This is a genomic window from Streptomyces camelliae, assembly GCF_027625935.1.
GTDB classification, from domain to species: Bacteria; Actinomycetota; Actinomycetes; order Streptomycetales; family Streptomycetaceae; genus Streptomyces; species Streptomyces camelliae.
In genome coordinates this window covers 3,080,388-3,104,054 of sequence record NZ_CP115300.1, presented here as the reverse complement: position 1 = coordinate 3,104,054, position 23,667 = coordinate 3,080,388, and the positions used below count along the sequence as shown (strand labels likewise).

Annotated in this window: 27 protein-coding genes and 1 pseudogene; 19 read left to right on the top strand and 9 right to left on the bottom strand. The window is 69.8% G+C overall.

The window, feature by feature from the left end; genetic code table 11:
- Positions 1 to 3: 3 nt before the first annotated feature.
- From O1G22_RS13945 to O1G22_RS13880, 14 genes are all read left to right on the top strand, one after another.
- Positions 4 to 651, top strand: coding sequence for an L-threonylcarbamoyladenylate synthase (locus O1G22_RS13945; protein WP_270081650.1), 648 nt, complete (start codon positions 4 to 6; stop codon positions 649 to 651).
- A complete protein-coding gene (locus O1G22_RS13940; protein WP_270081649.1) occupies positions 648 to 1,334 on the top strand; it encodes an arsenate reductase/protein-tyrosine-phosphatase family protein in 687 nt (228 codons plus the stop codon). Before O1G22_RS13945 ends, O1G22_RS13940 begins: the two co-directional genes overlap by 4 nt.
- A 390-nt stretch (positions 1,335 to 1,724) precedes the next feature.
- A complete protein-coding gene (locus O1G22_RS13935; protein WP_270081648.1) occupies positions 1,725 to 2,966 on the top strand; it encodes a serine hydroxymethyltransferase in 1,242 nt (413 codons plus the stop codon).
- A gap of 151 nt (positions 2,967 to 3,117) precedes the next feature.
- Positions 3,118 to 4,446 carry an MraY family glycosyltransferase gene (locus O1G22_RS13930; RefSeq protein WP_270081647.1) on the top strand — a complete coding sequence of 443 codons (1,329 nt, stop codon included), beginning with the start codon at positions 3,118 to 3,120 and terminating at the stop codon, positions 4,444 to 4,446.
- Between the two features lie 303 nt (positions 4,447 to 4,749).
- Positions 4,750 to 5,187 carry a Cg1360 family ATP-synthase-associated protein gene (locus O1G22_RS13925; protein WP_270081646.1) on the top strand — a complete coding sequence of 146 codons (438 nt, stop codon included), beginning with the start codon at positions 4,750 to 4,752 and terminating at the stop codon, positions 5,185 to 5,187.
- A 225-nt stretch (positions 5,188 to 5,412) separates the two neighbouring features.
- Complete coding sequence (gene atpB / locus O1G22_RS13920; protein ID WP_487416675.1) at positions 5,413 to 6,231, top strand: F0F1 ATP synthase subunit A; 819 nt, start codon at positions 5,413 to 5,415, stop codon at positions 6,229 to 6,231.
- Between the two features lie 77 nt (positions 6,232 to 6,308).
- Complete coding sequence (gene atpE / locus O1G22_RS13915) at positions 6,309 to 6,548, top strand: ATP synthase F0 subunit C (RefSeq protein ID WP_030656107.1); 240 nt, start codon at positions 6,309 to 6,311, stop codon at positions 6,546 to 6,548.
- A gap of 39 nt (positions 6,549 to 6,587) precedes the next feature.
- Positions 6,588 to 7,139 carry a F0F1 ATP synthase subunit B gene (locus O1G22_RS13910; protein WP_270081645.1) on the top strand — a complete coding sequence of 184 codons (552 nt, stop codon included), beginning with the start codon at positions 6,588 to 6,590 and terminating at the stop codon, positions 7,137 to 7,139.
- On the top strand, positions 7,136 to 7,951 hold the full coding sequence (locus O1G22_RS13905) for a F0F1 ATP synthase subunit delta (protein ID WP_270081644.1): 816 nt from the start codon (positions 7,136 to 7,138) through the stop codon (positions 7,949 to 7,951). The genes O1G22_RS13910 and O1G22_RS13905 overlap by 4 nt, the downstream gene beginning before the upstream one ends.
- A gap of 151 nt (positions 7,952 to 8,102) precedes the next feature.
- Positions 8,103 to 9,695: a F0F1 ATP synthase subunit alpha gene (atpA, locus tag O1G22_RS13900; RefSeq protein ID WP_225099504.1), complete on the top strand. Its 1,593-nt coding sequence runs from the start codon at positions 8,103 to 8,105 to the stop codon at positions 9,693 to 9,695.
- Between the two features lie 21 nt (positions 9,696 to 9,716).
- Positions 9,717 to 10,634, top strand: a complete 918-nt coding sequence (locus O1G22_RS13895; RefSeq protein ID WP_270081643.1) for a F0F1 ATP synthase subunit gamma — start codon at positions 9,717 to 9,719, stop codon at positions 10,632 to 10,634.
- Entirely contained in the window at positions 10,634 to 12,088 is a 1,455-nt protein-coding gene (gene atpD / locus O1G22_RS13890; protein ID WP_270081642.1) for a F0F1 ATP synthase subunit beta, read from the top strand. Before O1G22_RS13895 ends, atpD begins: the two co-directional genes overlap by 1 nt.
- Before the next feature lie 111 nt (positions 12,089 to 12,199).
- On the top strand, positions 12,200 to 12,574 hold the full coding sequence (locus tag O1G22_RS13885) for a F0F1 ATP synthase subunit epsilon (protein ID WP_270081641.1): 375 nt from the start codon (positions 12,200 to 12,202) through the stop codon (positions 12,572 to 12,574).
- Positions 12,575 to 12,698: 124 nt separating this feature from the next.
- Positions 12,699 to 13,145: a DUF2550 domain-containing protein gene (locus O1G22_RS13880; RefSeq protein WP_225099507.1), complete on the top strand. Its 447-nt coding sequence runs from the start codon at positions 12,699 to 12,701 to the stop codon at positions 13,143 to 13,145.
- Between the two features lie 9 nt (positions 13,146 to 13,154).
- Here the strand turns inward: O1G22_RS13880 and O1G22_RS13875 are convergent, their stop codons facing one another.
- Both O1G22_RS13875 and O1G22_RS13870 read right to left on the bottom strand, forming a co-directional pair.
- Positions 13,155 to 14,981: a glycoside hydrolase family 18 chitinase gene (locus tag O1G22_RS13875; protein WP_270081640.1), complete on the bottom strand. Its 1,827-nt coding sequence runs from the start codon at positions 14,979 to 14,981 to the stop codon at positions 13,155 to 13,157.
- A gap of 151 nt (positions 14,982 to 15,132) precedes the next feature.
- Positions 15,133 to 15,216, bottom strand: a pseudogene (locus tag O1G22_RS13870) (DNA-binding response regulator); the annotation flags it as partial.
- 145 nt (positions 15,217 to 15,361) lie between these two features.
- Between O1G22_RS13870 and O1G22_RS13865 the strand changes: the two are divergent.
- From O1G22_RS13865 to O1G22_RS13850, 4 genes are all read left to right on the top strand, one after another.
- On the top strand, positions 15,362 to 16,060 hold the full coding sequence (locus O1G22_RS13865; RefSeq protein WP_270081639.1) for a response regulator transcription factor: 699 nt from the start codon (positions 15,362 to 15,364) through the stop codon (positions 16,058 to 16,060).
- Positions 16,057 to 17,526: a sensor histidine kinase gene (locus tag O1G22_RS13860; protein WP_270081638.1), complete on the top strand. Its 1,470-nt coding sequence runs from the start codon at positions 16,057 to 16,059 to the stop codon at positions 17,524 to 17,526. Before O1G22_RS13865 ends, O1G22_RS13860 begins: the two co-directional genes overlap by 4 nt.
- 66 nt (positions 17,527 to 17,592) lie before the next feature.
- The gene (locus O1G22_RS13855; protein WP_270081637.1) at positions 17,593 to 18,000 is read left to right on the top strand and encodes a hypothetical protein; all 408 of its coding nucleotides are present in this window, start codon (positions 17,593 to 17,595) and stop codon (positions 17,998 to 18,000) included.
- Positions 18,000 to 18,212 (top strand): hypothetical protein, encoded by a 213-nt coding sequence (locus O1G22_RS13850; RefSeq protein WP_270081636.1) that lies wholly within the window; start codon positions 18,000 to 18,002, stop codon positions 18,210 to 18,212. Before O1G22_RS13855 ends, O1G22_RS13850 begins: the two co-directional genes overlap by 1 nt.
- A 36-nt stretch (positions 18,213 to 18,248) precedes the next feature.
- On the opposite strand, the gene O1G22_RS13845 is transcribed toward O1G22_RS13850, so the two are convergent.
- Genes O1G22_RS13845 through O1G22_RS13835 form a run of 3 tightly spaced genes read right to left on the bottom strand, consistent with a single transcriptional unit; the run spans position 18,249 to position 20,401 of the window.
- Entirely contained in the window at positions 18,249 to 18,821 is a 573-nt protein-coding gene (locus O1G22_RS13845) for a cob(I)yrinic acid a,c-diamide adenosyltransferase (RefSeq protein ID WP_270081635.1), read from the bottom strand.
- A 13-nt stretch (positions 18,822 to 18,834) separates the two neighbouring features.
- Positions 18,835 to 19,584 (bottom strand): ABC transporter permease, encoded by a 750-nt coding sequence (locus O1G22_RS13840; RefSeq protein ID WP_270081634.1) that lies wholly within the window; start codon positions 19,582 to 19,584, stop codon positions 18,835 to 18,837.
- Between the two features lie 28 nt (positions 19,585 to 19,612).
- The gene (locus O1G22_RS13835) at positions 19,613 to 20,401 is read right to left on the bottom strand and encodes an ABC transporter ATP-binding protein (RefSeq protein ID WP_270081633.1); all 789 of its coding nucleotides are present in this window, start codon (positions 20,399 to 20,401) and stop codon (positions 19,613 to 19,615) included.
- Between the two features lie 96 nt (positions 20,402 to 20,497).
- Between O1G22_RS13835 and O1G22_RS13830 the strand changes: the two genes are divergently transcribed.
- A complete protein-coding gene (locus O1G22_RS13830; RefSeq protein ID WP_270081632.1) occupies positions 20,498 to 21,139 on the top strand; it encodes a TetR/AcrR family transcriptional regulator in 642 nt (213 codons plus the stop codon).
- Here O1G22_RS13830 and O1G22_RS13825 read toward each other — a convergent pair.
- The 4 genes from O1G22_RS13825 to O1G22_RS13810 all read right to left on the bottom strand — a co-directional run bounded on the left by O1G22_RS13825 (position 21,136) and on the right by O1G22_RS13810 (position 23,420).
- Positions 21,136 to 21,420, bottom strand: coding sequence for a DUF397 domain-containing protein (locus O1G22_RS13825; protein WP_270081631.1), 285 nt, complete (start codon positions 21,418 to 21,420; stop codon positions 21,136 to 21,138). The genes O1G22_RS13830 and O1G22_RS13825 overlap by 4 nt on opposite strands.
- Positions 21,402 to 22,244, bottom strand: a complete 843-nt coding sequence (locus tag O1G22_RS13820) for a helix-turn-helix domain-containing protein (RefSeq protein WP_270081630.1) — start codon at positions 22,242 to 22,244, stop codon at positions 21,402 to 21,404. The genes O1G22_RS13825 and O1G22_RS13820 overlap by 19 nt, the downstream gene beginning before the upstream one ends.
- Positions 22,245 to 22,305: 61 nt before the next feature.
- Positions 22,306 to 23,175 (bottom strand): XRE family transcriptional regulator, encoded by an 870-nt coding sequence (locus O1G22_RS13815; RefSeq protein WP_270081629.1) that lies wholly within the window; start codon positions 23,173 to 23,175, stop codon positions 22,306 to 22,308.
- The gene (locus O1G22_RS13810) at positions 23,172 to 23,420 is read right to left on the bottom strand and encodes a hypothetical protein (RefSeq protein WP_225099534.1); all 249 of its coding nucleotides are present in this window, start codon (positions 23,418 to 23,420) and stop codon (positions 23,172 to 23,174) included. Before O1G22_RS13810 ends, O1G22_RS13815 begins: the two co-directional genes overlap by 4 nt.
- Positions 23,421 to 23,667: the final 247 nt, after the last annotated feature.

Sequence of the window (23,667 nt, the reverse complement as noted above, 5' to 3'; positions counted from 1 at the left end):
TAGATGGCACGGCGATACGACACCAACGACGCGACCGACCGCGCGACGGGTCTGCGTGAGGCCGCGTCCGCCATCCGCCGGGGCGAGCTGGTGGTGCTGCCGACCGACACGGTGTACGGCATCGGCGCCGACGCCTTCTCCTCGGAGGCCGTCGGTGACCTGCTGGAGGCCAAGGGCCGGGGCCGCAACATGCCCAGCCCTGTCCTCATCGGCTCCCCGAACACCCTGCACGGCCTGGTCACGGACTTCTCCGAACTGGCCTGGGAGCTGGTCGACGCGTTCTGGCCGGGCGCCCTGACGCTGGTCGCCAAGCACCAGCCGTCCCTCCAGTGGGACCTGGGCGACACGCGCGGCACGGTGGCCGTCCGGATGCCCCTCCACCCCGTCGCGCTCGAACTGCTCACCGAGGTCGGCCCGATGGCGGTGTCCTCGGCGAACCTCACCGGGCACCCGGCGCCGGAGGACTGCGACGCCGCCCAGGAGATGCTCGGCGACTCCGTCTCCGTCTACCTCGACGGCGGCCCGACCCCCGGCATCGTGCCGTCGTCCATCGTGGACGTCACCCGTGACGTGCCCGTGCTGCTGCGCGAGGGCGCGATCTCGGCGGAGGAGCTGCGGAAGGTCGTACCTGACCTTGAGGTGGCGAATTGACGGCCCCTGAGGCGGGGCGTGGCATAGGCATCGGGGAGCGTGTCGAGCGCATCGCCGAAGAGACGACGACCTTCGGCTTTCCGCGCGACACCTTCCGCATCCTCCACGTCAGCACCGGCAACGTGTGCCGCTCGCCCATCACCGAGCGGCTGACCCGCCATTTCGTCGCGGAGCGGCTCGGTGTGCTCGGCGGCGGGCTGATCGTGGAGAGCGCGGGCACCTGGGGCCACGAGGGCGCGCCGATGGAGACCAACGCGGAGACGGTCCTGGCCGAGTTCGGCGCGGATGCCTCCGGCTTTTTCGGCCGGGAGCTTCTTGACGAGCACGTCATCATGGCGGACCTGGTCCTGACCGCCACCCGCGACCACCGCGCCCAGGTGATTTCCATGGGCCACTCGGCGGGCCTGCGCACCTTCACCCTGAAGGAGTTCACCCGCCTGGTCCGCGCCATAGACCCCGCGACCCTGCCCCCGCTGGAGGACGGCGTGGTGCTGCGGGCTCGCGCGCTGGTCCGTGCGGCCGCCGCTCTACGCGGGTGGCTTCTGGCCCCGACGGTGGAGGCGGACGAGGTGTACGACCCGTACGGGGCTCCGCTGACGTTCTTCCGTTCGGTGGGGGACGAGATACATCAGGCGCTGGATCCCGTGGTGACTGCGTTGACGGGTGTGGCTGCGCGGGCTTGATGTGCTGCGGGCCGGTCTGGGCCGCCGGTCGGAGGCCGGCGCAGCGGTTCGATGCCGGGAGGCCCGCCAGGGCCGAGCGAGCGCGAGAGGCGCGTCGGGGATGGGGCTCCGGTGGTGACTGCGCTGACGGGTGTGGCTGCGCGGGCTTGATGTGCTGCGGGCCGGTCTGGGCCGCCGGTCGGAGGCCGGCGCAGCGGCTCGATGCCGGAAGGCCCGCCAGGGCCGAGCGAGCGCGAGAGGCGCGTCGGGGATGGGGCTCAGCCAGGGCGGAGTCGCAGCCGGCGTCACGGCAGTACCTCCCGCGTTGTGTCGCGTCTCGGCTACCGGGCGTCCCGCACATCGCGGGCCTACATTGGGGTTACGTCACCGTCGACCGCCCGGGAGCCCGCCATGTCGGTCACGCATCCCCTTGAGACCGACGTCCTGCGGGAACAGGACCCCGAGCTGGCCGAGATCCTGCTCGGTGAGCTGCGCCGGCAGTCGACCTCGCTCCAGCTGATCGCCGCCGAGAACTTCACCTCGCCCGCCGTGCTGGCCGCGCTCGGCTCGGCGCTCGCCAACAAGTACGCCGAGGGGTATCCCGGCGCCCGGCACCACGGCGGCTGCGAACTGGTCGACGTCGCCGAGCGGCTCGCCGTGGAGCGGGCCAAGGCGCTGTTCGGCGCCGCGCACGCGAACGTCCAGGCCCACTCCGGCTCCTCGGCCGTCCTGGCCGCCTACGCCGCCCTGCTGCGCCCCGGCGACACCGTCCTCGCCCTCGGCCTGCACTACGGGGGCCACCTCACCCACGGCTCGCCCGCGAACTTCTCCGGCCGCTGGTTCGACTTCGTGGGCTACGGCGTCGACGCGGAGACCGGGCTCATGGATCACGACCAGGTACGGCATCTGGCGCGTAATCACCGGCCGAAGGCGATCGTGTGCGGCTCCATCGCCTACCCCCGCCACATCGACTACGCCTTCTTCCGCGAGGTCGCCGACGAGGTCGGGGCCTATCTGATCGCCGACGCCGCGCATCCGATCGGCCTGGTCGCCGGGGGAGCGGCGCCCAACCCGGTGCCGTACGCCGATGTGGTGTGCGCGACCACCCACAAGGTGCTGCGCGGGCCGCGCGGCGGGATGATCCTGTGCGGTTCTCCCGAGCTGGCCGAGCGGATCGACCGCGCCGTGTTTCCGTTCACACAGGGCGGCGCCCAGATGCACACCATCGCCGCCAAGGCCGTCGCGTTCGGCGAGGCGGCAACACCGGCGTTCGCCGTGTACGCCCATCAGGTGGTCGCCAATGCGCGGGCGCTGGTGGCGCTGCTGGAGGCGGAGGGGTTCGTCGTCACCACCGGCGGCACCGACACCCATCTGATCACCGTCGATCCCGCCCCGCTCGGCGTGGACGGCCGCACCGCGCGCGGCCGGCTCGCCGCCGCCGGGATCGTGCTGGACTGCTGTGTGCTGCCGCACGGCGACAGCCGCGGCCTGCGCCTGGGCACGGCCGCGGTGACCACGCAGGGCATGGCAGAGGCGGAGATGCGGCGGATCGCCGCCCTGCTCACGGCGGTGCTGCGGGGCGAGACCGACCCCGCCGGGGCGCGGGACGAAGTGCGCGATCTCACCGTCGGTTTTCCGCCTTATCCGGGCTGAACGCGGGCAGGCGCCGTCCCGTAGACCCCGGTGTGCGCCACGGTGCACAGCCACACATGCAACCATCGTGGCTACCCGGAAGTCCCCATCCATATACGTCCATCGCTAGGGTGTGGGGCTGTGATGGCCAGCGAGACCTGTGGGGAAGCCTGTGCGTGAATACCTGCTGACGCTCTGCGTCACGGCCGCGGTGACGTACCTGCTGACAGGGCCGGTGCGGAAGTTCGCGATCGTGGCCGGGGCGATGCCGGAGATCCGGGCCCGTGACGTGCACCGGGAACCCACTCCGCGCCTCGGCGGTATCGCCATGTTCTTCGGCCTGTGCGCGGGTCTGCTGGTCGCGGACCACCTGACCAACCTCAACGAGGTCTTCACGAAGTCGAACGAGCCCCGGGCCCTGCTCTCCGGCGCGGCCCTGATCTGGCTGATCGGCGTCCTGGACGACAAGTTCGAGATCGACGCCCTGATCAAGCTGGGCGGTCAGATGATCGCCGCGGGCGTGATGGTCATGCAGGGTCTGACGATCCTGTGGCTGCCCATCCCCGGCGTCGGCAACGTGGCGCTGACCCAGTGGCAGGGCACCCTGCTGACCGTCGCCCTGGTCGTCATCACGATCAACGCCGTGAACTTCGTGGACGGCCTCGACGGCCTCGCGGCCGGCATGGTCTGCATCGCGGCGGGCGCGTTCTTCCTCTACGCCTACCGGATCTGGTACTCGTACGGCATCGAGGCCGCCGCTCCGGCGACGCTCTTCGCGGCCATCCTGATGGGTATGTGCCTGGGCTTCCTGCCGCACAACATGCACCCCGCGCGGATCTTCATGGGCGACTCGGGCTCGATGCTGATCGGTCTGGTGCTGGCGGCCGGCGCGATCTCCATCACGGGACAGATGGACCCGGACGCGCTGGGCCTGTACGTGGGTTCCGAGCGGGCCGCGGTGCACGCGACGGTCCCGGTCTACATCCCGCTCCTCCTCCCGCTGACGATCATCGCCGTACCGGCCGCGGACCTGGTGCTGGCCATCGTCCGCCGCACCTGGCGCGGCCAGTCGCCGTTCGCCGCCGACCGCGGCCATCTCCACCACCGGCTGCTGGAGATCGGCCACTCGCACAGCCGGGCCGTGCTGATCATGTACTTCTGGTCGGCCCTGATCGCCTTCGGCGCCCTCGCGTACTCGGTGAACTCGGCGTCCATGTGGATCGTGCTCGGCGTGGTCTTCCTCAGCACGGTCGGCCTGGTCCTGCTGCTGCTCCCGCGCTTCACCCCGCGCGTCCCGGTCTGGGCGCAGGCCTTCGTGCCGCCGCGCTACCGCCGGCGCCGCCGGAAGGCCGCCGCTGCCGAGGCGGCCGTGGCGCAGACGGCGGAGGCCCCCTGTGGGGCGGAGGAAACCGCGGGGCGGGCGCGGATCACGGCCGGTGTCTCAGGCGTCAACGGGGCGACCGCCATTGGCCCTCGTTCGCGTTTCGTTGATCGTCATTGAGACGCTCAAGGTAAGAATCAGACGAGAGCATTGCCAAGTCGTGGGGGAGCAAAGTCCCCTAATACCAGACAAGTGGGCGCGGTTTTTGCACAGACGCGCACTGTCACTCTCATGTGTGACAGCAAGCACACCTACCGAGTAAAGACCTCATCAAATAGTTTGTGATACGGTTCACGAGAACCCCGGATAGAGCCGAAGGACCGTAGTGCGACGGTCCACCGGTGTGAGGTCTCGATCACTCAGCCCGGGACTACGCTCGTCCATGACGACACCCTGCCCCCTTGTGAAAGCGGAGTTGCCGCCATGCCGTCCAATGACGCCCGGAACCTTCTGCGGATCGCTGTGCCCACAGCGGTCGCAGGTGCGATCGCTGTCGCCGTGAGCGCCGCGGTCGCGGGGGGCAAGGGTGCGCTCGGCGCGGCCGTCGGCACGGTCCTGGCCATCCTGTTCATGGGAATCGGCCTCTACGTGCTCCAGTGGACGGCAAAAACGCTCCCGCAGCTGTTCCAGATGATGGGCCTGTTGCTCTATGTGGCCCAGCTGCTCCTCCTCCTGATCTTCGTCGCTGTTTTCAAGGACACCTCCCTCTTCAATCCGAAGACGTTCGCCGTGTCGCTCGTCGTCGCGACCGTCGTGTGGATGGCCGCGCAGGCTCGTGCGCACATGAAGGCCAAGATCTTCTACGTCGACCCGGACTCCGCGAAGAGTGAGAAGCCCGAGAAGACCGGGCCGAAGCCGTGAGGAGTAGGGGCGGGATAAAGGCTTGTGAGATCTCCTGCTATCGTCCGGTGCCAACTGCGGCATCGCGGGCGCGGGCACCTGAGCTGACGCCTGCTCAATGGCGAGGCTCGAAGCCCCACAGCCGCCCCCACATCCGTAACACCAGTCCGGTGCCGATCCGCGGCCCTGTGCCGCGCCGACACAACGAGGTTGCCGTACCTATGCGTCACGCCGAAGGAGCCCGTGGTGAGTGCTGACCAGACCCAGCTCGCCTTTGACTGGAGTTGTCGGATCATGTCCGACAACGGGTGTGGCTTCCCGGCCCCGGGCCTGAACTCGTTCCTGTTCAAGCCGCTCTTCACCGTCGGGGGCTTCGAGTTCAACAAGGTGATGCTGCTCGCGCTCGTCACCACGCTGCTCGTCATCACCTTCTTCTCGGCCGCGTTCGGCAAGGCCAAGGTCGTCCCGGGCAAGCTGCAGATGATCGGCGAGGCCGGCTACGACTTCGTGCGCCGCGGCATCGTGTACGAGACCCTCGGCAAGCGCGAGGGCGAGAAGTGGGTGCCGCTCATGGTCTCCCTCTTCTTCTTCGTCTGGATCATGAACATCTGGTCCGTGATCCCGCTGGCGCAGTTCCCGGTGTCCTCGGTCATCGCCTTCCCGATGGTCCTGGCCGCGATCGTCTACATCACCTGGGTCGCGCTCACGTTCAAGAAGCACGGCTTCGTCGGCTTCTTCAAGAACGTCACGGGCTACGACAAGTCGCTCGGCGCCGTGCTGCCCCTCGTCATGGTCATCGAGTTCTTCTCGAACCTGCTGGTCCGCCCGTTCACGCACGCGGTGCGACTCTTCGCCAACATGTTCGCCGGTCACCTGATGCTGGTCATGTTCACCGTGGCCTCCTGGTACCTGCTGAACAGCTGGCTGGTCGTGGGCGCCGGCGTCTCCTTCGTGATGACGATGGCCATGATCCTCTTCGAGCTCTTCGTCCAGGCCGTCCAGGCGTACGTCTTCGTGCTGCTGGCCTGCTCCTACATTCAGGGCGCTCTCGCCGAGCACCACTGAGCCGAACCACCCGCCCCAAACCCCAGTCGTCCGGTGGCCAACCCCCACCGGTCCGTAAAAGAGAAGGAAGAAACGGCATGTCCGCTGCCATCGACCTCGCCGCCGGCGTCTCCGGTTCCCTCGGTTCCATCGGCTACGGCCTCGCGGCCATCGGCCCCGGCATCGGCGTCGGCATCATCTTCGGTAACGGCACCCAGGCCCTCGCCCGCCAGCCCGAGGCCGCCGGTCTGATCCGCGCCAACCAGATCCTGGGCTTCGCCTTCTGTGAGGCGCTCGCCCTCATCGGCATCGTTATGCCGTTCGTGTTCGGTAAGTAATCACCCCTTACCCGACACGAAACGACGAAAGGCACTGATGTGATCGCCAACCTGGCACAGCTGGCGGCCTCCGAGACCGAGCAGAACCCGCTCGTCCCGGCCGGTCCCGAGCTGCTCGTCGGCACCATCGCCTTCGCCATCGTGTTCTTCTTCTTCTGGAAGAAGCTGCTTCCGAACATCAACAAGGTTCTGGAGGAGCGCCGCGCGGCGATCGAAGGCGGTATCGAAGAGGCCGACGCCATGAAGGTCGAGGCCCAGAGCGTCCTTGAGCAGTACAAGGCCCAGCTCGCCGAGGCCCGGCACGAGGCCGCGCGCCTGCGCCAGGAGGCGCAGGAGCAGGGTGCCACGCTCATCGCCGAGATGCGGGCCGAGGGCCAGCGGCAGCGCGAGGAGATCGTCGCCGCCGGTCACGCCCAGATCGAGGCCGACCGCAAGGCCGCCGCGCAGACGCTGCGTCAGGACGTGGGCAAGCTCGCCACCGAACTGGCCGGCAAGCTCGTCGGCGAGTCCCTTGAGGACCACGCCCGCCAGAGCCGTGTGATCGACCGCTTCCTCGACGAGCTTGAGGAGAAGGCCGAGGCCACGCGATGAACGGAGCGAGCCGCGAGGCCCTGGCTGCCGCACGTGAGCGTCTCGACGCGCTGACGGACTCCACGTCCGTGGACGCCGCATCGCTCGCCGACGAGCTGGCGGCCGTCACCGCGCTGCTCGACCGCGAGGCCGGCCTGCGCCGGGTCCTCACCGACCCGGCGCAGCCCGCGGAGGCCAAGGCGGAACTGGTCCAGCGCCTGATCGGCGGCCAGGTCAGCGGTCCCACCGCCGACCTGGTGTCCGGGACGGCCCGCGCCCGCTGGTCGCAGTCCCGCGACCTGGTGGACGCGCTGGAGGAGCTGGCGGACATCGCCGACCTCACCGCCGCGGAGAAGACGGGCACGCTGGACGACGTGGAGGACGAGCTGTTCCGGTTCGGCCGGATCGTCTCCTCCAGCACCGAGCTGCGCGCCGCGCTGACCGACCGCGCCGCCGGCAAGGCCGCCCGGACCGAGCTGCTGCACCGGCTGCTCGGCGGACGCGCCAAGCCGGGCACCGAGCGTCTGGTCACGCGCCTTGTGACCGCGCCGCGTGGACGTAGCCTGGAAGCGGGACTGGAGTCCCTGTCCAAGCTGGCTGCCGAGCGCCGGGACCGCATGGTCGCCGTCGTCACCTCGGCGGTGCCGCTGAGCGACGGCCAGAAGCAGCGCCTCGGCGCCGCCCTCGCCAAGCTCTACGGCCGTCGGATGCACCTCAACCTGGACGTGGACCCCGAGGTCGTCGGCGGTATCCGGGTGCAGGTCGGTGACGAGGTCATCAACGGCTCGATCGCGGACCGGTTGGAAGACGCCGAGCGTCGCATGGCGAGCTGAGCACCGCTCGGCACTCGGTACAAGCAGCGAATAAAGCAGTACGTACTTACGGCCCTGGTTGGGCCGTGCAGAGGATTCACCTCTTAACGGGGGGAGTCCCCCATCCCCCCAAGTGAAACTTCGGGCCCAACAAGGAGAGCAGGGAACCCAGATGGCGGAGCTCACGATCCGGCCGGAGGAGATCCGGGACGCGCTGGAGCACTTCGTCCAGTCGTACAAGCCGGACGCGGCCTCGCGCGAGGAGGTCGGCACCGTCACCTTCGCCGGTGACGGCATCGCGAAGGTCGAGGGCCTGCCCTCGGCCATGGCCAACGAACTGCTGAAGTTCGAGGACGGCACCCTCGGCCTCGCCCTCAACCTTGAGGAGCGCGAGATCGGTGCCATCGTCCTCGGTGAGTTCAGCGGCATCGAGGAGGGTCAGCCGGTGCAGCGCACCGGTGAGGTCCTCTCCGTCGCGGTCGGCGAGGGCTACCTCGGCCGTGTCGTCGACCCGCTCGGCAACCCGATCGACGGCCTCGGCGAGATCGACACCGAGGGCCGCCGCGCCCTTGAGCTGCAGGCCCCCACGGTCATGCAGCGCAAGTCGGTGCACGAGCCGATGGAGACCGGCTACAAGGCCGTCGACGCCATGACCCCGGTCGGCCGCGGCCAGCGTCAGCTGATCATCGGTGACCGTCAGACCGGCAAGACCGCGCTGGCCGTCGACACGATCATCAACCAGCGGGACAACTGGCGCTCGGGCGACCCGAACAAGCAGGTCCGCTGCATCTACGTCGCCATCGGCCAGAAGGGCTCCACCATCGCCGGCGTGCGCCGCGCGCTGGAGGAGAACGGCGCCCTGGAGTACACGACCATCGTCGCCGCTCCGGCGTCCGACCCGGCCGGCTTCAAGTACCTGGCGCCGTACACCGGTTCCGCCATCGGCCAGCACTGGATGTACCAGGGCAAGCACGTCCTGATCGTCTTCGACGACCTGTCGAAGCAGGCCGACGCCTACCGTGCCGTCTCCCTGCTGCTGCGCCGCCCGCCGGGCCGTGAGGCCTACCCGGGTGACGTCTTCTACCTGCACTCCCGTCTGCTGGAGCGCTGCGCCAAGCTCTCCGACGACATGGGTGCCGGTTCGATGACCGGTCTGCCGATCGTCGAGACCAAGGCCAACGACGTCTCGGCGTTCATCCCGACCAACGTCATCTCCATCACCGACGGCCAGTGCTTCCTGGAGTCCGACCTGTTCAACGCCGGTCAGCGTCCGGCCCTGAACGTCGGTATCTCGGTCTCCCGCGTGGGTGGCGACGCCCAGCACAAGGCCATGAAGCAGGTCTCCGGCCGGCTCCGCGTCGACCTGGCCCAGTACCGTGAGCTGGAGGCGTTCGCCGCCTTCGGTTCCGACCTGGACGCCGCGTCGAAGGCGCAGCTGGAGCGCGGTCAGCGCATGGTCGAGCTGCTCAAGCAGGGCCAGTACCAGCCCATGGCCACCGAGGACCAGGTCGTCTCCGTCTGGGCCGGCACCACCGGCAAGATGGACGACGTCCCGGTCGCCGACATCCGCCGCTTCGAGCAGGAGCTGCTGGACTACCTGCACCGCAAGGAGCAGGGCCTCATGACCTCCATCAAGGAGGGCGGCAAGATGTCCGACGACACCCTCACGGCCGTCGCCGACGCGATCGCGGAGTTCAAGAAGCAGTTCGAGACCTCGGACGGCAAGCTGCTCGGCGAGGACACCCCGGCCGCCGCCGCCAAGTGACGTAAGGAAGGGACCTGACTCATGGGAGCCCAGCTCCGGGTCTACAAGCGTCGCATCCGATCCGTCACCGCGACCAAGAAGATCACCAAGGCGATGGAGATGATCGCCGCCTCGCGTGTCGTCAAGGCGCAGCGCAAGGTGGCGGCCTCCACGCCGTACGCGACCGAGCTCACCCGGGCCGTCGCGGCGGTCGCCACGGGGTCGAACACCAAGCACCCGCTGACGACGGAGGCGGAGAACCCGACCCGTGCCGCGGTCCTGCTCCTGACGAGCGACCGCGGTCTGGCCGGCGCCTTCAACTCCAACGCCATCAAGACGGCCGAGCGGCTCACCGAGCAGCTTGAGCGGGAGGGCAAGGAGGTCGACGTCTACATCGTCGGCCGCCGTGGTGTCGCCCACTACAACTTCCGTGAGCGGAAGATCGCCCAGTCGTGGGCCGGCTTCACCGACGAGCCGACGTACGCGGACGCCAAGAAGGTCGCCGCGCCGCTGATCGAGGCGATCGAGAAGGACACGGCGGCCGGCGGTGTGGACGAACTCCACATCGTCTACACCGAGTTCGTCTCGATGCTGGTGCAGTCGGCGACCGGCGACCGGCTGCTGCCGCTGAGCTTGGACGAGGTGGCGGAGGAGGCGGCCCCCAGGGGTGAGATCCTTCCGCTGTACGACTTCGAGCCGTCGGCGGAGGACGTCCTCGACGCCCTGCTGCCGCGGTACGTCGAGAGCCGTATCTACAACGCGCTGCTGCAGTCGGCCGCTTCGAAGCACGCCGCCACCCGGCGGGCGATGAAGTCGGCCACCGACAACGCCGGTGAGCTGATCGAGAAGCTCACTCGACTTGCCAACCAGGCCCGCCAGGCCGAAATCACCCAGGAAATCAGCGAGATCGTCGGTGGCGCCAACGCCCTGGCCGACGCGACCGCGGGGAGTGACTACTAATGACCACCACTGCTGAGCCGACCGCTGCGGCTGGCGTGGCCACTGGCCGCGTCGCTCGGGTCATCGGCCCGGTCGTCGACGTGGAGTTCCCCGTCGACGCGATGCCGGACATCTACAACGCCCTTCACGTCGAGGTCTCCGACCCGGCCGACGCGGGCAAGAAGAAGACGCTGACCCTGGAGGTCGCCCAGCACCTGGGTGACGGCCTGGTCCGCGCGATCTCCATGCAGCCCACCGACGGCCTGGTCCGCCAGGCCACGGTGGTGAACACCGGCGACGGCATCACCGTCCCCGTCGGTGACGTCACCAAGGGCCGCGTGTTCAACACCCTGGGTCACGTCCTCAACGACGAGCAGTCCTCCGTCGAGGGCGCCGAGCGCTGGGCGATCCACCGCAAGGCCCCGGCCTTCGACCAGCTTGAGTCGAAGACCGAGATGTTCGAGACGGGTCTGAAGGTCGTCGACCTGCTCACCCCGTACGTCAAGGGCGGAAAGATCGGTCTGTTCGGCGGCGCCGGCGTCGGCAAGACCGTTCTGATCCAGGAAATGATCATGCGTGTGGCGAAGCTGCACGAGGGTGTGTCGGTCTTCGCGGGTGTGGGCGAGCGCACCCGTGAGGGCAACGACCTGATGCAGGAGATGGAGGAGGCCGGCGTTCTGGACAAGACCGCGCTGGTCTTCGGCCAGATGGACGAGCCGCCGGGCACCCGTCTGCGCGTGGCGCTGGCCGGTCTGACGATGGCGGAGTACTTCCGTGACGTCCAGAAGCAGGACGTGCTGTTCTTCATCGACAACATCTTCCGCTTCACCCAGGCCGGTTCCGAGGTGTCGACCCTGCTCGGCCGTATGCCCTCCGCGGTGGGTTACCAGCCGAACCTGGCCGACGAGATGGGCATCCTGCAGGAGCGCATCACCTCGACCCGTGGTCACTCGATCACCTCGATGCAGGCGATCTACGTCCCCGCGGACGACCTGACCGACCCGGCGCCGGCCACCACCTTCGCCCACCTCGACGCGACGACGGTTCTGTCCCGTCCGATCTCCGAGAAGGGCATCTACCCGGCCGTGGACCCGCTGGACTCCACGTCCCGCATCCTGGACCCGCGGTACATCGCGCAGGACCACTACAACGCGGCCATGCGCGTGAAGAACATCCTGCAGAAGTACAAGGACCTCCAGGACATCATCGCGATCCTCGGTATCGACGAGCTCGGCGAGGAGGACAAGCTCGTCGTCCACCGTGCCCGTCGCGTCGAGCGGTTCCTGTCCCAGAACACCCACGCCGCCAAGCAGTTCACCGGCGTGGACGGTTCGGACGTGCCGCTGGAGGAGTCGATCGCGGCGTTCAACGCCATCTGCGACGGTGAGTTCGACCACTTCCCGGAGCAGGCGTTCTTCATGTGCGGTGGTCTTGAGGACCTGAAGAAGAACGCGAAGGAGCTGGGCGTCTCCTGAGCCTCGCGCTCGCAGGAGGGGGCGGGGCGCGTCCCGCCCCCTCCGCCACGCCCACTAGAATTGACCCCAACACCCGGCAGAACCGCCGGGTGGTGACCCGAGGAGCCACCCTTGGCTGCTGAGCTGCACGTCGAGCTGGTCGCCGCCGACCGCCAGGTCTGGTCCGGCGAGGCCACCCTGGTCGTCGCGCGCACCACGTCCGGCGACATCGGCGTCATGCCCGGTCACCAGCCGCTGCTCGGTGTGCTGGAGTCGGGCCCGGTGACCATCCGTACGAGTGAAGGTGGAACGGTCGTCGCCGCGGTGCACGGCGGTTTCATCTCGTTCGCGGACAACAAGCTGTCGTTGCTGGCCGAGATCGCCGAGCTGTCGGACGAGATCGATGTCCAGCGCACGGAGCGGGAGCTGGAGCGCGCGAAGGCGGAGGGCGACGCCGCCGCCGAGCGTCGCGCAGACGTCCGCCTGCGTGCCGCGGCGGCGAGCTAGCCACCAGGCGCTGCGCGTTGATGTGACTCAGCCGCGGCTGGGACCTTCCGGTCCCAGCCGCGGCTGAGGTAGATGTGGGTGTTTTTTCCGTTCCATTACCTAGGAGACGAGGAGGTCGGTGTCGATGGTCCTCGCTCTGACTGTGGTCGCGATCGTGGTCGCGCTCGTGGTGGTGGGGCTGTTCCTGTTCGGGCTGCGCCGCAGACTGATCCAGCGCTCCGGCGGCACCTTCGACTGTTCCCTGCGCTGGGACGTGGCCGAGAAACCGGACGCGAACGGCAAGGGCTGGTCCTACGGCGTCGCCCGCTACAACGGCGACCGCATCGAGTGGTACCGCGTCTTCTCCTACGCCGTCCGCCCGCGCCGCACCCTGGAGCGCGCCGCGATCGAGGTGGCCGGGCGCCGGCTGCCCGAGGGCGAGGAGGAGCTGGCGCTGCTCTCCGACGCGGTGGTCCTCGCCTGTACGCATCGGGGCACGCGCCTCGAACTCGCCATGAGCGAAGACGCGCTGACCGGATTCCTCGCGTGGCTGGAGGCAGCCCCGCCCGGACAGCGCGTCAACGTCGCTTAGTGGCTCTTTTTACAGGTTGCTGCTGATGGCGTTCACCAGTTCACCGTTGCTGGTGTCGCCGCTGAACTCCCAGAAGAACGCGCCGCCGAGCCCCTGGGACTTGGCCCAGCTCATCTTCCCGGCGATGGTCGACGGGGTGTCGTACGACCACCAGTTGCTGCCGCAGTGCGCGTACGCGGTGCCCGCGACGGTGCCGGTGACCGGGCAGGACGTCTTGAGGACCTTGTAGTCCTCGATGCCCTGTTCGTACGTGCCCGCCGCCGGGCCCGTGGCCGTGCCGCCCGGGGCGTCCTGGGTGACACCGGTCCAGCCGCGGCCGTAGAAGCCGATGCCGATGAGCAGCTTGGACGCGGGGACGCCGATCGACTTGTACTTGGCGATCGCGTCGGCCGTGTCGAAGCCGGCCTTCGGGATGCCGGAGTACGAGGTGAGCGGGGAGTGCGGGGCGGTCGGGCCCTGGGCGTCCCAGGCGCCGAAGAAGTCGTACGACATCACGTTGTACCAGTTGACGTAACTCGCGGCGCCGGCGTAGTCGGCGGCCTCGATCTTGCCGCCGGCCGAGCCGTCGGCGGTGACCGCGGCCGTGACCAGCTTGCCGCTGCCGAACTTGGCGCGCAGCGCGGCCATCACGTTCTTGAAGGCCGCGGCCCCGCTGGTGTCGCAGGACAGCCCGCAGGCGTTCGGGTACTCCCAGTCGATGTCGATGCCGTCGAAGACGTCGGCCCAGCGCGGGTCGTTGACCAGGTTGTAGCAGGAGTCGGCGAACGCGGTGGGGTTGGCCGCCGCCTGGGCGAAGCCGCCGGACCAGGTCCAGCCGCCGAAGGACCACAGCACCTTCAGGTTCGGGTACTTGGCCTTCAGCTCGCGCAGCTGGTTGAAGTTGCCGGCCAGCGGCTGGTCCCAGGTGTCCGCGACGCCGCTGACCGACTGGTCGGCGGTGAACGTCTTCTGGTAGTCGGCATAGGCGTCACCGATCGCGCACTGGCCGTTCGTCACGTTGCCGAAGGCGTAGTTGATGTGCGTGATCTTCGCGGCGGAGCCGGACGTCACCAGGTTCTTGACCTGGTAGTTACGGCCGTAGATGCCCCACTCGGTGAAGTAGCCGAGCTTGACCTTGTCGCCGGTGCTCGGGGGAGTGCTGCCGCCGCCGGTGGTGTGGACGGCGACGGCACCGCTGACCGGGCCGGTCTGGCCGGCGGTGTCGCGGGCCTGCACGGTGTAGGAGTAGTCGGTGCCGGCGGTCAGGCCGGTGTCGGTGTACGAGGTGGCCGTCACGGTGGAGACGACCTTGCCGTCGCGCAGGACGTCGTAGTTCCTGACGCCCTTGTCGTCGGTGGCCGCGCCCCAGCTGAGCTGCACCGAGGTGTCGGTGATGTTCGAGGCGGCCGGAGTGCCGGGGGCGCTCGGCGGGTTGTCGCCGGGAACCGTCGTACCACCGTCGCAACTGCCGCCGTTGAGGGTGCAGTTGGACGGCGATCCTGAGCCCGCGCCGTTGAAGCCGAAGGAGACCGAGGCGCCCGGGGCGATGGTGCCGTTGTAGGACTTGTTCTTGGCGGTCCAGTGGGTGCCGGAGCTGGTGACGTCCGCGTCCCAGGCGGAGGTGACCGACGTACCGGAGGGGAAGTCCCACTCGACGGTCCAGGAACTGATGCTGCTGGTACCGGTGTTCTTGATGGTCCACTGGCCGCCGAAGCCGGTGCCCCAGTCGCTGGTCTTGGTGAAGCTTGCGGTCCCGCCGGTCGTCGCGGCCTGGGCGTGGCCGGCGAGCCCGACGAGTCCGGCCAGGGGGAGCAACAGGGTCGCGAACCCCGCCGCGGCTCTATGTCTGAAGCGCATGGTGCGCCTCCTCGGTTGTGGGGAAGGTAAGGGGTATGGATGTCGTGGGCATGACTGAGCCTCCACGCCCACGGTGCTGCGAGAGTAGAAAGGTCTGGACCACAGGTCAATAGGTCTGGACCACTTGCCGGGTCGGCTCCGGCCGCCCTCGCTAGATCCCCAACTCCTGGGCCAATACGGCGGCTTGGACCCGGCTGCGCAGCTCAAGCTTGCCCAGCAGGCGGCTGACGTGCGGATGGGCACGTATCGGATCGCCTACATGATCGACGACGGCAAGCTCGGCATCCTCGTCGTCGAGGTCGGGCGCCGCCGGGAGATCTACCGCCGCCTCCGACCCGGTTGCCGAGGGTCGTACGCTGACCCGGCGGTGAGGAGGACATATGGGTGACAAGGCCGGGGCGGTGCTGGTCGTCGACGATGATGCGGCGATCCGGCGCTCGCTGGAGCGGGGGCTCAGGCTCAGCGGGTTCGGGGTGCGGACGGCCGCCGGCGGGGCCGAGGCGCTGGCGGCGATCGAGGACAGTCCGCCCGACGTGCTGGTCCTCGACGTCTCCATGCCCGGGATGAGCGGCATCGAGGTGTGCACTCGGCTGCGGGGCGAGGGGTGGGATCTGCCGGTGCTCATGCTGTCCGCGCTCGACGAGACGGCCGACCGGATCGCGGGGCTCCAGGCGGGCGGTGACGACTATCTGGTCAAGCCCTTCGCCCTGCAGGAGCTGGTGCTGCGATTGCATGCCCTGCTCCGGCGCCGCCCGCCCGCCGGACGGGAGATGCTGCGGGTGGCGGGGCTGACCATCGATCCGGGCGCCCGTACCGCCGCGCGCGACGGCGTCCCGCTGGAGCTGACCCGGCGCGAGTTCGAGCTGCTGGAGGTCCTCGCCCGTAACGCCGGGCTCGTCCTCACCCGCGACCAGCTGCTGGAACGGGTCTGGGGCTACGACTTCGACGTGCGCACCGACACCGTCGACACCTTCGTCAGCTACCTGCGGCGCAAACTGGAGGCGGAGCGACGCCCCCGGCTGATCCACACCGTGCGGGGCGTCGGCTTCGTACTGAGAGAACCCCGGGACACACCGTGAGACTCTCCGCCCGTATCGGCCTCGCCGTCGGCTGCACCGTCCCGCTGCTGGTGCTGGCCGGCGGCTGGCTGCTGCTGCACCTGGTCGCCCAGGATCTGCGCCGGGCCGAGGACCAGCACCTGCGCCGGCGCGCGACCGCCGTCGCCCCGGACGCCCGAGCCCTGCTGCGGGCCGCCGCGAACGGCCGCCCCAAGGCCGCCGACACCCGCGAACGGCAGCTGTTCGACGCGGCCCTCGACGTCGGCGTACGCGTCGTCGGCCCGGACGCGACCTTCAGCGGCGGCCCGCAGCCCGACCCCGCGGCGGTGCTGCCCGACCGCACGTCCGGATTCGTCGCCGTCCACGCCGACGGCCGCACCTGGCGGGCCCTGGCCCTGCCGGTGCACGCCGGTACGGCCTCCGGCACGCTGTGGCTGTTCTCGCCCGACACCGCCGCCCGCGTCCAGATCCCGCTCGTCCGCCGCCGGGTGATCGCCACCGCCCTGCTCGCGGCCCCCGTCTCCGGCCTGCTCGCCTGGGGCCTGGCCGCCGGGGCGAGCGCGCCGCTGCGCCGGCTCACCCGCCGTACCGCCGGACTCGACCCGCGCACCAGCGGCGCCCGGCTCGGGCAGTGGCGGACCGGAGTGGTCGAGGTCGACGAACTGGCGGCCACCGTACGCACCGTCCTCGCCCGCTACGACGAACAGGCCGCGCGCACCGCCGAGGCCCTGGACACCGCCCGCTCCTTCTCCTCCGCCGCCGCCCACGAACTGCGCACCCCGCTGATGAGCATGGGCACCAACCTCGACATCCTGGCCGGGCATCCGGACCTGCCCGCGGCCGAGCGCGCCGAGGTCGTGACCGACCTGCGCCACGAACACGCCCGGCTGCTGGGCCTGTTGGTGATGCTCCGGGAACTGGGGCGGGGCGATCTGGTGGAGGCGGAGGCGTTCCGGGCCGTCGACCTCGCCGACACCGCCGACGCGGCCGTGGCCGAGGCCCGGCGTCGCGGCTCCGATGCCGAGATCACCCTGGACGCGGCACCCGGGCTCACCGTGCACGGCTGGGAGCCGGGACTGCGGCTGCTGCTGGACAACCTGCTGGTCAACGCCCTCGCCCACGGCCGGGACGCGCAGGGCCGGGCCGAGGTGCGGGTGGCGCTCACGGGCGGCGCCGGAGAGGTGCTGGTGACGGTGGACGATCAGGGGCCCGGCGTTCCGGCCGACGCCCGCGCCCGGATCTTCGAGCGGTTCCAGCGGGGCCCGGACAGCGCGGGTTCCGGCCTCGGCCTCACCCTCGTCGCCCAGCAGGCGGCGCTGCACCGGGGGAGTGTCACCGTCACGGACGGGCCGGACGGCACCGGCGCCCGCTTCACCGTACGGCTGCCCCGCGGCGGCGACCTGCCCGGCCCTCCCGGCCGGCGGGACTGGCTGATCGGTACAGCCGGGGCAAACCGGTCACAGAGTTTCCCCAAAGACCCTGCCTAGCCTCCGGCACGGACGGACGGCCGACCGCGGCCGCCCGGAAGCGAACGGAAGTGAACGGAGAGGCAGATGTACGGACGACGACGCACGCGCACGCTGCTCGCGGGGCTCGCCGTGACGGCCGTCCTGGCGGGCGGCGCGGCGGGGACGGCGGCCGCGGCCGACAGCACCCCCAAGCCGGCGCCCACCGGTGACGGCGCCCACGGGCTGTGCAAGCGGGTGCCGAAGATCGACCGCCGGATCGAGCGGGCCCTGAAGCGGCTCGACGCCGGAGCGGGCACGCGCGGTTCGGTGGCCCGGCTCCAGCAGCGCGTGGACAACGCGAAGAAAGCCGGCCACACCGAGATCGCCACCTACCTCCAGAACCGGCTGGACTTCCGCAAGTCGCTGGTCACGAACCTGGAGCAGCGGCAGAAGGACCTGGCCGCCGTCAAGACGTGGTGCCAGAAGAACGACGACGGCAAGGCGGCCGGCTGATGCGGGGCCGGCGGTCGGCGGCAGCGGTCGTGGTGGCCGCCGGCCTCCTGGCACTCACGACGGGCTGCGCCCACCACGACGGCGCCGCACCGGCCTCCTCGTCGTCCTCCGCCACGCCGTCGGGCTACGCCGACATGCAGAAGAAGGTCGACGCGGCCCAGTCCGCCGCGGCCGCGGCCGACAAGGACGCGAACAGCACGGCGGACCGGTGAGCTCCGCCGATCAGTGACCCTGGCGGGGAGCCACCCTCAGCGCTCCCCGCCCGGCACCCACAGGACATCCCCGGTCTCCTGGTTGGCCGTCCGCGCCAGAATGAACAGCAGGTCGGACAGGCGGTTGAGGTAGGTGGCCGTCAGGGGGTTCATCGTGTCGGCGTGGGCCTCCAGGGCCACCCAGGTGGAGCGCTCGGCCCGGCGTACGACCGTGCAGGCCTGGTGGAGCAGGGCCGCGCCCGGGGCGCCGCCGGGGAGGATGAAGGAGCGGAGCTTCTCCAGCCGCTCGTTGAAGCGGTCGCAGTCCGCCTCCAGCCGGTCGATGTAGAACTGCTCGACCCTGAGCGGCGGGAACTTCGGGTCCTCCACCACCGGCGTCGACAGATCCGCGCCCACGTCGAACAGGTCGTTCTGGACGCGGGTGAGCACCTGGACGACCTCCGCCGCCAGGCCGCCCAGCGCGATCGCGGTGCCGATGACGGCGTTGGCCTCGTTGGCGTCCGCGTAGGCGGAGATGCGGAGGTCCGTCTTGGGCACCCGGCTCATGTCACCGAGGCTGGTGGTGCCCTGGTCGCCGGTCCGGGTGTAGATACGCGTCAGATTGACCATGTGACCAGCCTAGTTACGCTCCGGCCGTCCGGAAGACCCGTGTGCCCACCGTCACCGCGAGCGCCGCGAAGCCGACGGCGACGAGGACGCCGTAGAGCATGTGCGCGCCGGCGTAGTGGCCCACGTACGCGTCGCGCACCGCGTCGACCAGATAGCGGAACGGCACGAAGTGCGAGAGCACGTCCAGCCAGCCGGGGGCCAGGGTCATCGGGAGCATCAGGCCGGACAGCAGCATCGACGGCATGGACACCATGTTGATCAGCGGCCCGAACTCCTGCGGGGTGCGGACCGTCATCCCCAGCGCGTACGACAGCGAGGCCAGGGACAGGGTCAGCAGCGCGACGAAGGCGAAGCCGATCAGGATGCCGGCGAGCGGTGCGCGCAGGCCCATCACCAGCGCGGCCAGCACCAGCAGCACCGCCTGGAAGACGAAGACCGTGGCATCGCGCAGCACCCGCCCGAGCAGCAGCGCGAGCCGGCTGACCGGGGTCACCCGCATCCGCTCCACCACCCCCTGCCCCTTCTCGACGATGATCGTGAAGCCCGCGAACAGGGCGCCGAACAAGCCGAGTTGGAGCAGCAGGCCGGGCACGAGCACCTGCCAGGAGCTGCCGCCCGCGCCCAGCGGCAGAGGGGTGAGCAGCGGGCCGAAGAAGACCAGATAGAGCAGGGGCGTCAGCACTCCGAAGAGCAGCGCGAAGCGGGAGCGCAGGGACTGGCGGAGGTAGCGGCCGTAGATGAGGGCCGTGTCGTGAAGCAGCATGCGTACGGTCCTTTGCGGTGGTGGCGGCTCATACGGCCACGGGGGCGGTGTCGGCCGGGGCGGCGGGGCCGCGGCCGGTGATCGCGAGGAACGTGTCCTGGAGGCTGGCGTCGAGCGAGCCGCCGTGCCGCAGCTTGAGCGCGCTCGGGGTGCCCTCGGCGGCGACCGTGCCCCGGTCGACGATCACCAGACGGTCGGCGAGGGCGTCGGCCTCGTCCAGGTAGTGGGTGGTCAGGAACACGGTCGTCCCGTGCTCGTCGCGCAGCCGGCGGACCAGGTCCCACAGGTCGGCGCGGCTGCCGGGGTCGAGACCGGTCGTCGGCTCGTCCAGGAACAGCACCTTGGGGTGGTGCGTCAGCGCCATCGCGATGTCCAGCCGGCGCCGCTGCCCGCCGGACAGGGCGCTCGTCTTCCGGTCGAGCAGGCCGGTGAGGTCGAGGTCGCGGGCGAGTTCCTCGGCCCGCTCGGCGGCGCTGCTTCTTGCCAGCCGGTACATCCGGCCCTGGGTGACGAGTTCCTCCCGCACGGTGAGCTGCGGATCGACCCCGCCGGACTGGGCGACGTACCCGGACACCCGGCGCACCCCGGCCGGGTCGGTCGCCAGGTCGTGCCCGGCGATCATCGCCGCGCCGCCGGTCGGCTTCAGCAGGGTGGTGAGCATCCGCAGGGTGGTCGTCTTGCCGGCCCCGTTGGGCCCGAGGAAGCCGAGGATCTCGCCCTCGCGGACGGCGAGGTCGACGCCCCGGACGGCCTCGACCGGGCCGGACTTGGTCTGGAAGGTACGGGCGAGGCCCGCCGCGCTGATGACTGTTGCCATGCCCACAGAAAAACAGAGTCCCTGAAATTTTGCAACGACCCCAAGTTTTCTCGGTCACCAACTTTCCAGTGAACCCAGCGAAGCTAGGATGCGGACATGGCTGAGGGACTCAGGGAACGGAAGAAGCGGCAGACCAGGCAGTACATCTCCGATGTCGCCACGGGCCTGTTCCTGGAGCGGGGCTTCGAGGACGTGACCGTCGCGGAGATCGCCGAGGCGGCCAACGTCTCCGTCAACACCGTCTACAACTACTTCCCGGCCAAGGAAGACCTCTTCTTCGACCGCTCGGCAGGCATGGTCGACCGGCTCGCCCGCTGGATCCGCAGCCGCGATGTGGGCGAGTCCGCCGCGAGCGCCGTCCTGCGCGAGCTGCGCGGCGAGGTCCAGGCCGTCTCGCCCCGGGTCGGCCTGATGGAGGGCTACGACCGCTTCATGCGGGTCATCCACGGCGCACCGGCGCTGCGCTCCCGGCTGTGGACCTTCCAGCAGGAGGTGCACGACAACGTGACGGCGGCGCTGCGCGAGGAGACCGGCGCCGCGCCCGAGGACCCACTGCCCGACCTGGTGGCCGGCCAGATCTGCTGGGTCCACCAGTCGGTCTTCGTCACCATCGGCCGCGAGATGCTCGCCGGACGTAAACCGGCCGAGGTGTCCCGCGAGGTGCTGGCCCTCCTCGACGACATCGAGGACCTGCTGAGCGAGCGGGTCCTCACGTACGCGGTGCGCGCATCGACCTAGTGGAACGTTCCGCTCTGGACGGCGGCGACGAACGCCGTCCAGGGGGCGGGGGCGAAGAGGAGAGCGGGGCGGTCTGGGGCCTTGCTGTCACGGACGGGAACGGCGGAGGGGATGGTGTCGGAGACTTCGAGGCACTCGCCGCCGTCGGGATTGCTGTAGCTGCTCTTGCGCCAGTGGGCGGTGGTCAGGAGATCGTCCGAGACTTCGAGGCAGTTGCCGCCGTCCGAGTTGCTGTAGCTGCTCTTGCGCCACGTCACATTGCTCAGATCGACGGATCGCACGGCACTTCCTCCAACATCCGCAGGATGAACTTCCGCGACTCGGCAGGGCTCAGCGCCAGGTCACGCACTTCATCATAGGTGCGGTGCAATTGCTCAACCTTGTTTGTTTCTTCGATCAGTTCGCCCCACACGTCGTTCTCCGCATAGGCCACGGTACGGCCGCCCGGCAGCCGCAGGAACATGGTGTCGGTGCTGTCCAGGCCGTGCGGTCCGGTACCGAAGGGCAGCACATGGAGGGTGATGTTCGGACGCTCCGACCACTCCAGCAGGTGCTCCAACTGCTCCCGCCACGCCTTGGGGTCGCGCAGGGAGTTACGTAATGCGGCTTCGGCGAGGATCACGCGAAACGGCGGCGCGCCCTTTCCCTCCAGTGCTTTCCGACGCCCGACACGCGCTTCGACCTGCTGGTCCAGTTCCTTGCCGCTGAGGCCGCCCGCCGTGAGCGCTTCCTGTGCGTACGCGGCCGTTTGGAGAAGGCCCGGCGGCCTGCTCACGGAGTACTGCCACAAACTCAGTGCCTCGGCCTCCAACGCCATGTACCGCCGGTACTTCTCCTTGAACTGCGTCAGATCCCCGAGCGCCATCTCCCACATCGCCAGCAACAACCCAGGCGTGCCATAAAACTGATCCAGCGCCTCCGCCACCTCCGGGCTCCCCAGCGTCTCCCCGCTCTCCAGCTTCGCGAAGAGCGACGGATCCCAGCCCACCGCCTCCGCCAGCGCCCGCAGACTCAAGCCCCGTGCCGTGCGCAGCCGGCGGAGTTCCTCCGCGTAACGCCGCCTGGGCTCCTGGCTGCGGCCGGTGACCACCCTTCGCGCCGGCATGGCACACCCCCGAAACTCACGTGTAGCGATATGAACACGCAGCGTATCGACGGGATCATGATCAGCGTGCCGTTTCCGTCCAGAAGGACCGGAGCAGGTAGGCGAGGGAGCGGCAGAAGGCCGGGGTCTGGCCGGTGACGTACGGGATCGTTTCCGCGAGGTCGAGGCCGCACAGCCGGGCGAGCACCACGACGTCCATCTGGTCGAGGGGCAGGCGGGCGATGGCGTCGAAGAGGTCCACCAGGTCGGGCAGGACGACGAAGTGGCCCGGGACGCTCTCGTGCACCTCACCGGTGGAGAAGACGGCGGGCCGCAGGTCCGGGTGGCCGTCGCGGCGGGCGGCGCCGGCCAGGACGCGGGCGCGCAGCAGACGCCAGGCGTGGCGGCGGAGGTTCTCCTCGCCGGTCGCGGTCCCCCAGGACAGCCAGAGCACGTCGAAGGTCTCGGCGACCGCGCTGCGGGCGCGGTCGTCGGTCTGGAGGAACGCGCGCGCGTAGGCGGTGTAGGCGGCGCGCACGCTCTCGGTGAAGGCCTGGTAGGGCAGGGGCGGGGTCTCCGGCTCGCACGCGACCTGCTGGAGGCACTGCCGGATCCACCCGGGGTCCTTGCCCGCTTCGCGCGCCGCCGCGGTCCACAGGCGCCGCATCGGCTGAACCGGCAGGCCGAGTGTGCGAATCACGCTGAAGGTGATCTCCCAGGCGGGGTAGTAGCCGTTGCCGCGCAGGAGTTCGCTGATCCGCGTCTTGGAGAAGCCGGAGCGGTCCGCGACGTCGTCCAGGGTCAGACCGCGGGAGAAGACGGCGTCGCGCACCGGCTCCAGCCACGCCCGGTGCGTGCGGCCGGCGGTCTCGGAGATGGGGCCCGGCTTGCGGCCCCGCCGGCCGGCGGTCCGCCCCGCGGGCGGCTGTTCGGTACGGGTCGCCCGGGTCATCGGGGCGGCTCCGTGCCGTCGCCGGCGGCGGGGTCGGGGCCGCCGGGCGTGTGGGATCCGCCGGTCCCGGCGGGCGTACGTGAGCCCTCCGGACCGGTCAGGGCCTGGACGATCTGCTGCACGAGCAGGCCCAGGGACGGGAGCAGGGTGGCCACGGCGGCGACCTGTCCCAGCACGGCCATCACCGTGCTCCATGCGAGGACCGTCACCAGGACGGCGACGGTCACCACCTTCTTACTCGACATCACACATCGATTCCGTGAGCAGAACAGAGTTCAACTGCCCACCTGAAGAGCGTTGTTGAGGCTCCATGAGGAGGGGGAGGTCAGGATGACCCGGCCATGGCCCGCCACGCCACGTGATCGGGAGGTTACGGAACAATGCCGGGAAAGAGCCGGGCCTCGCTACCCCGCGCCACCCGGTGCGCGGGGCGCAAACCGCCCGTGATGCAACTCATTGAGGAGCAAAGCCGCTTCTGGGTACGACGGGCCC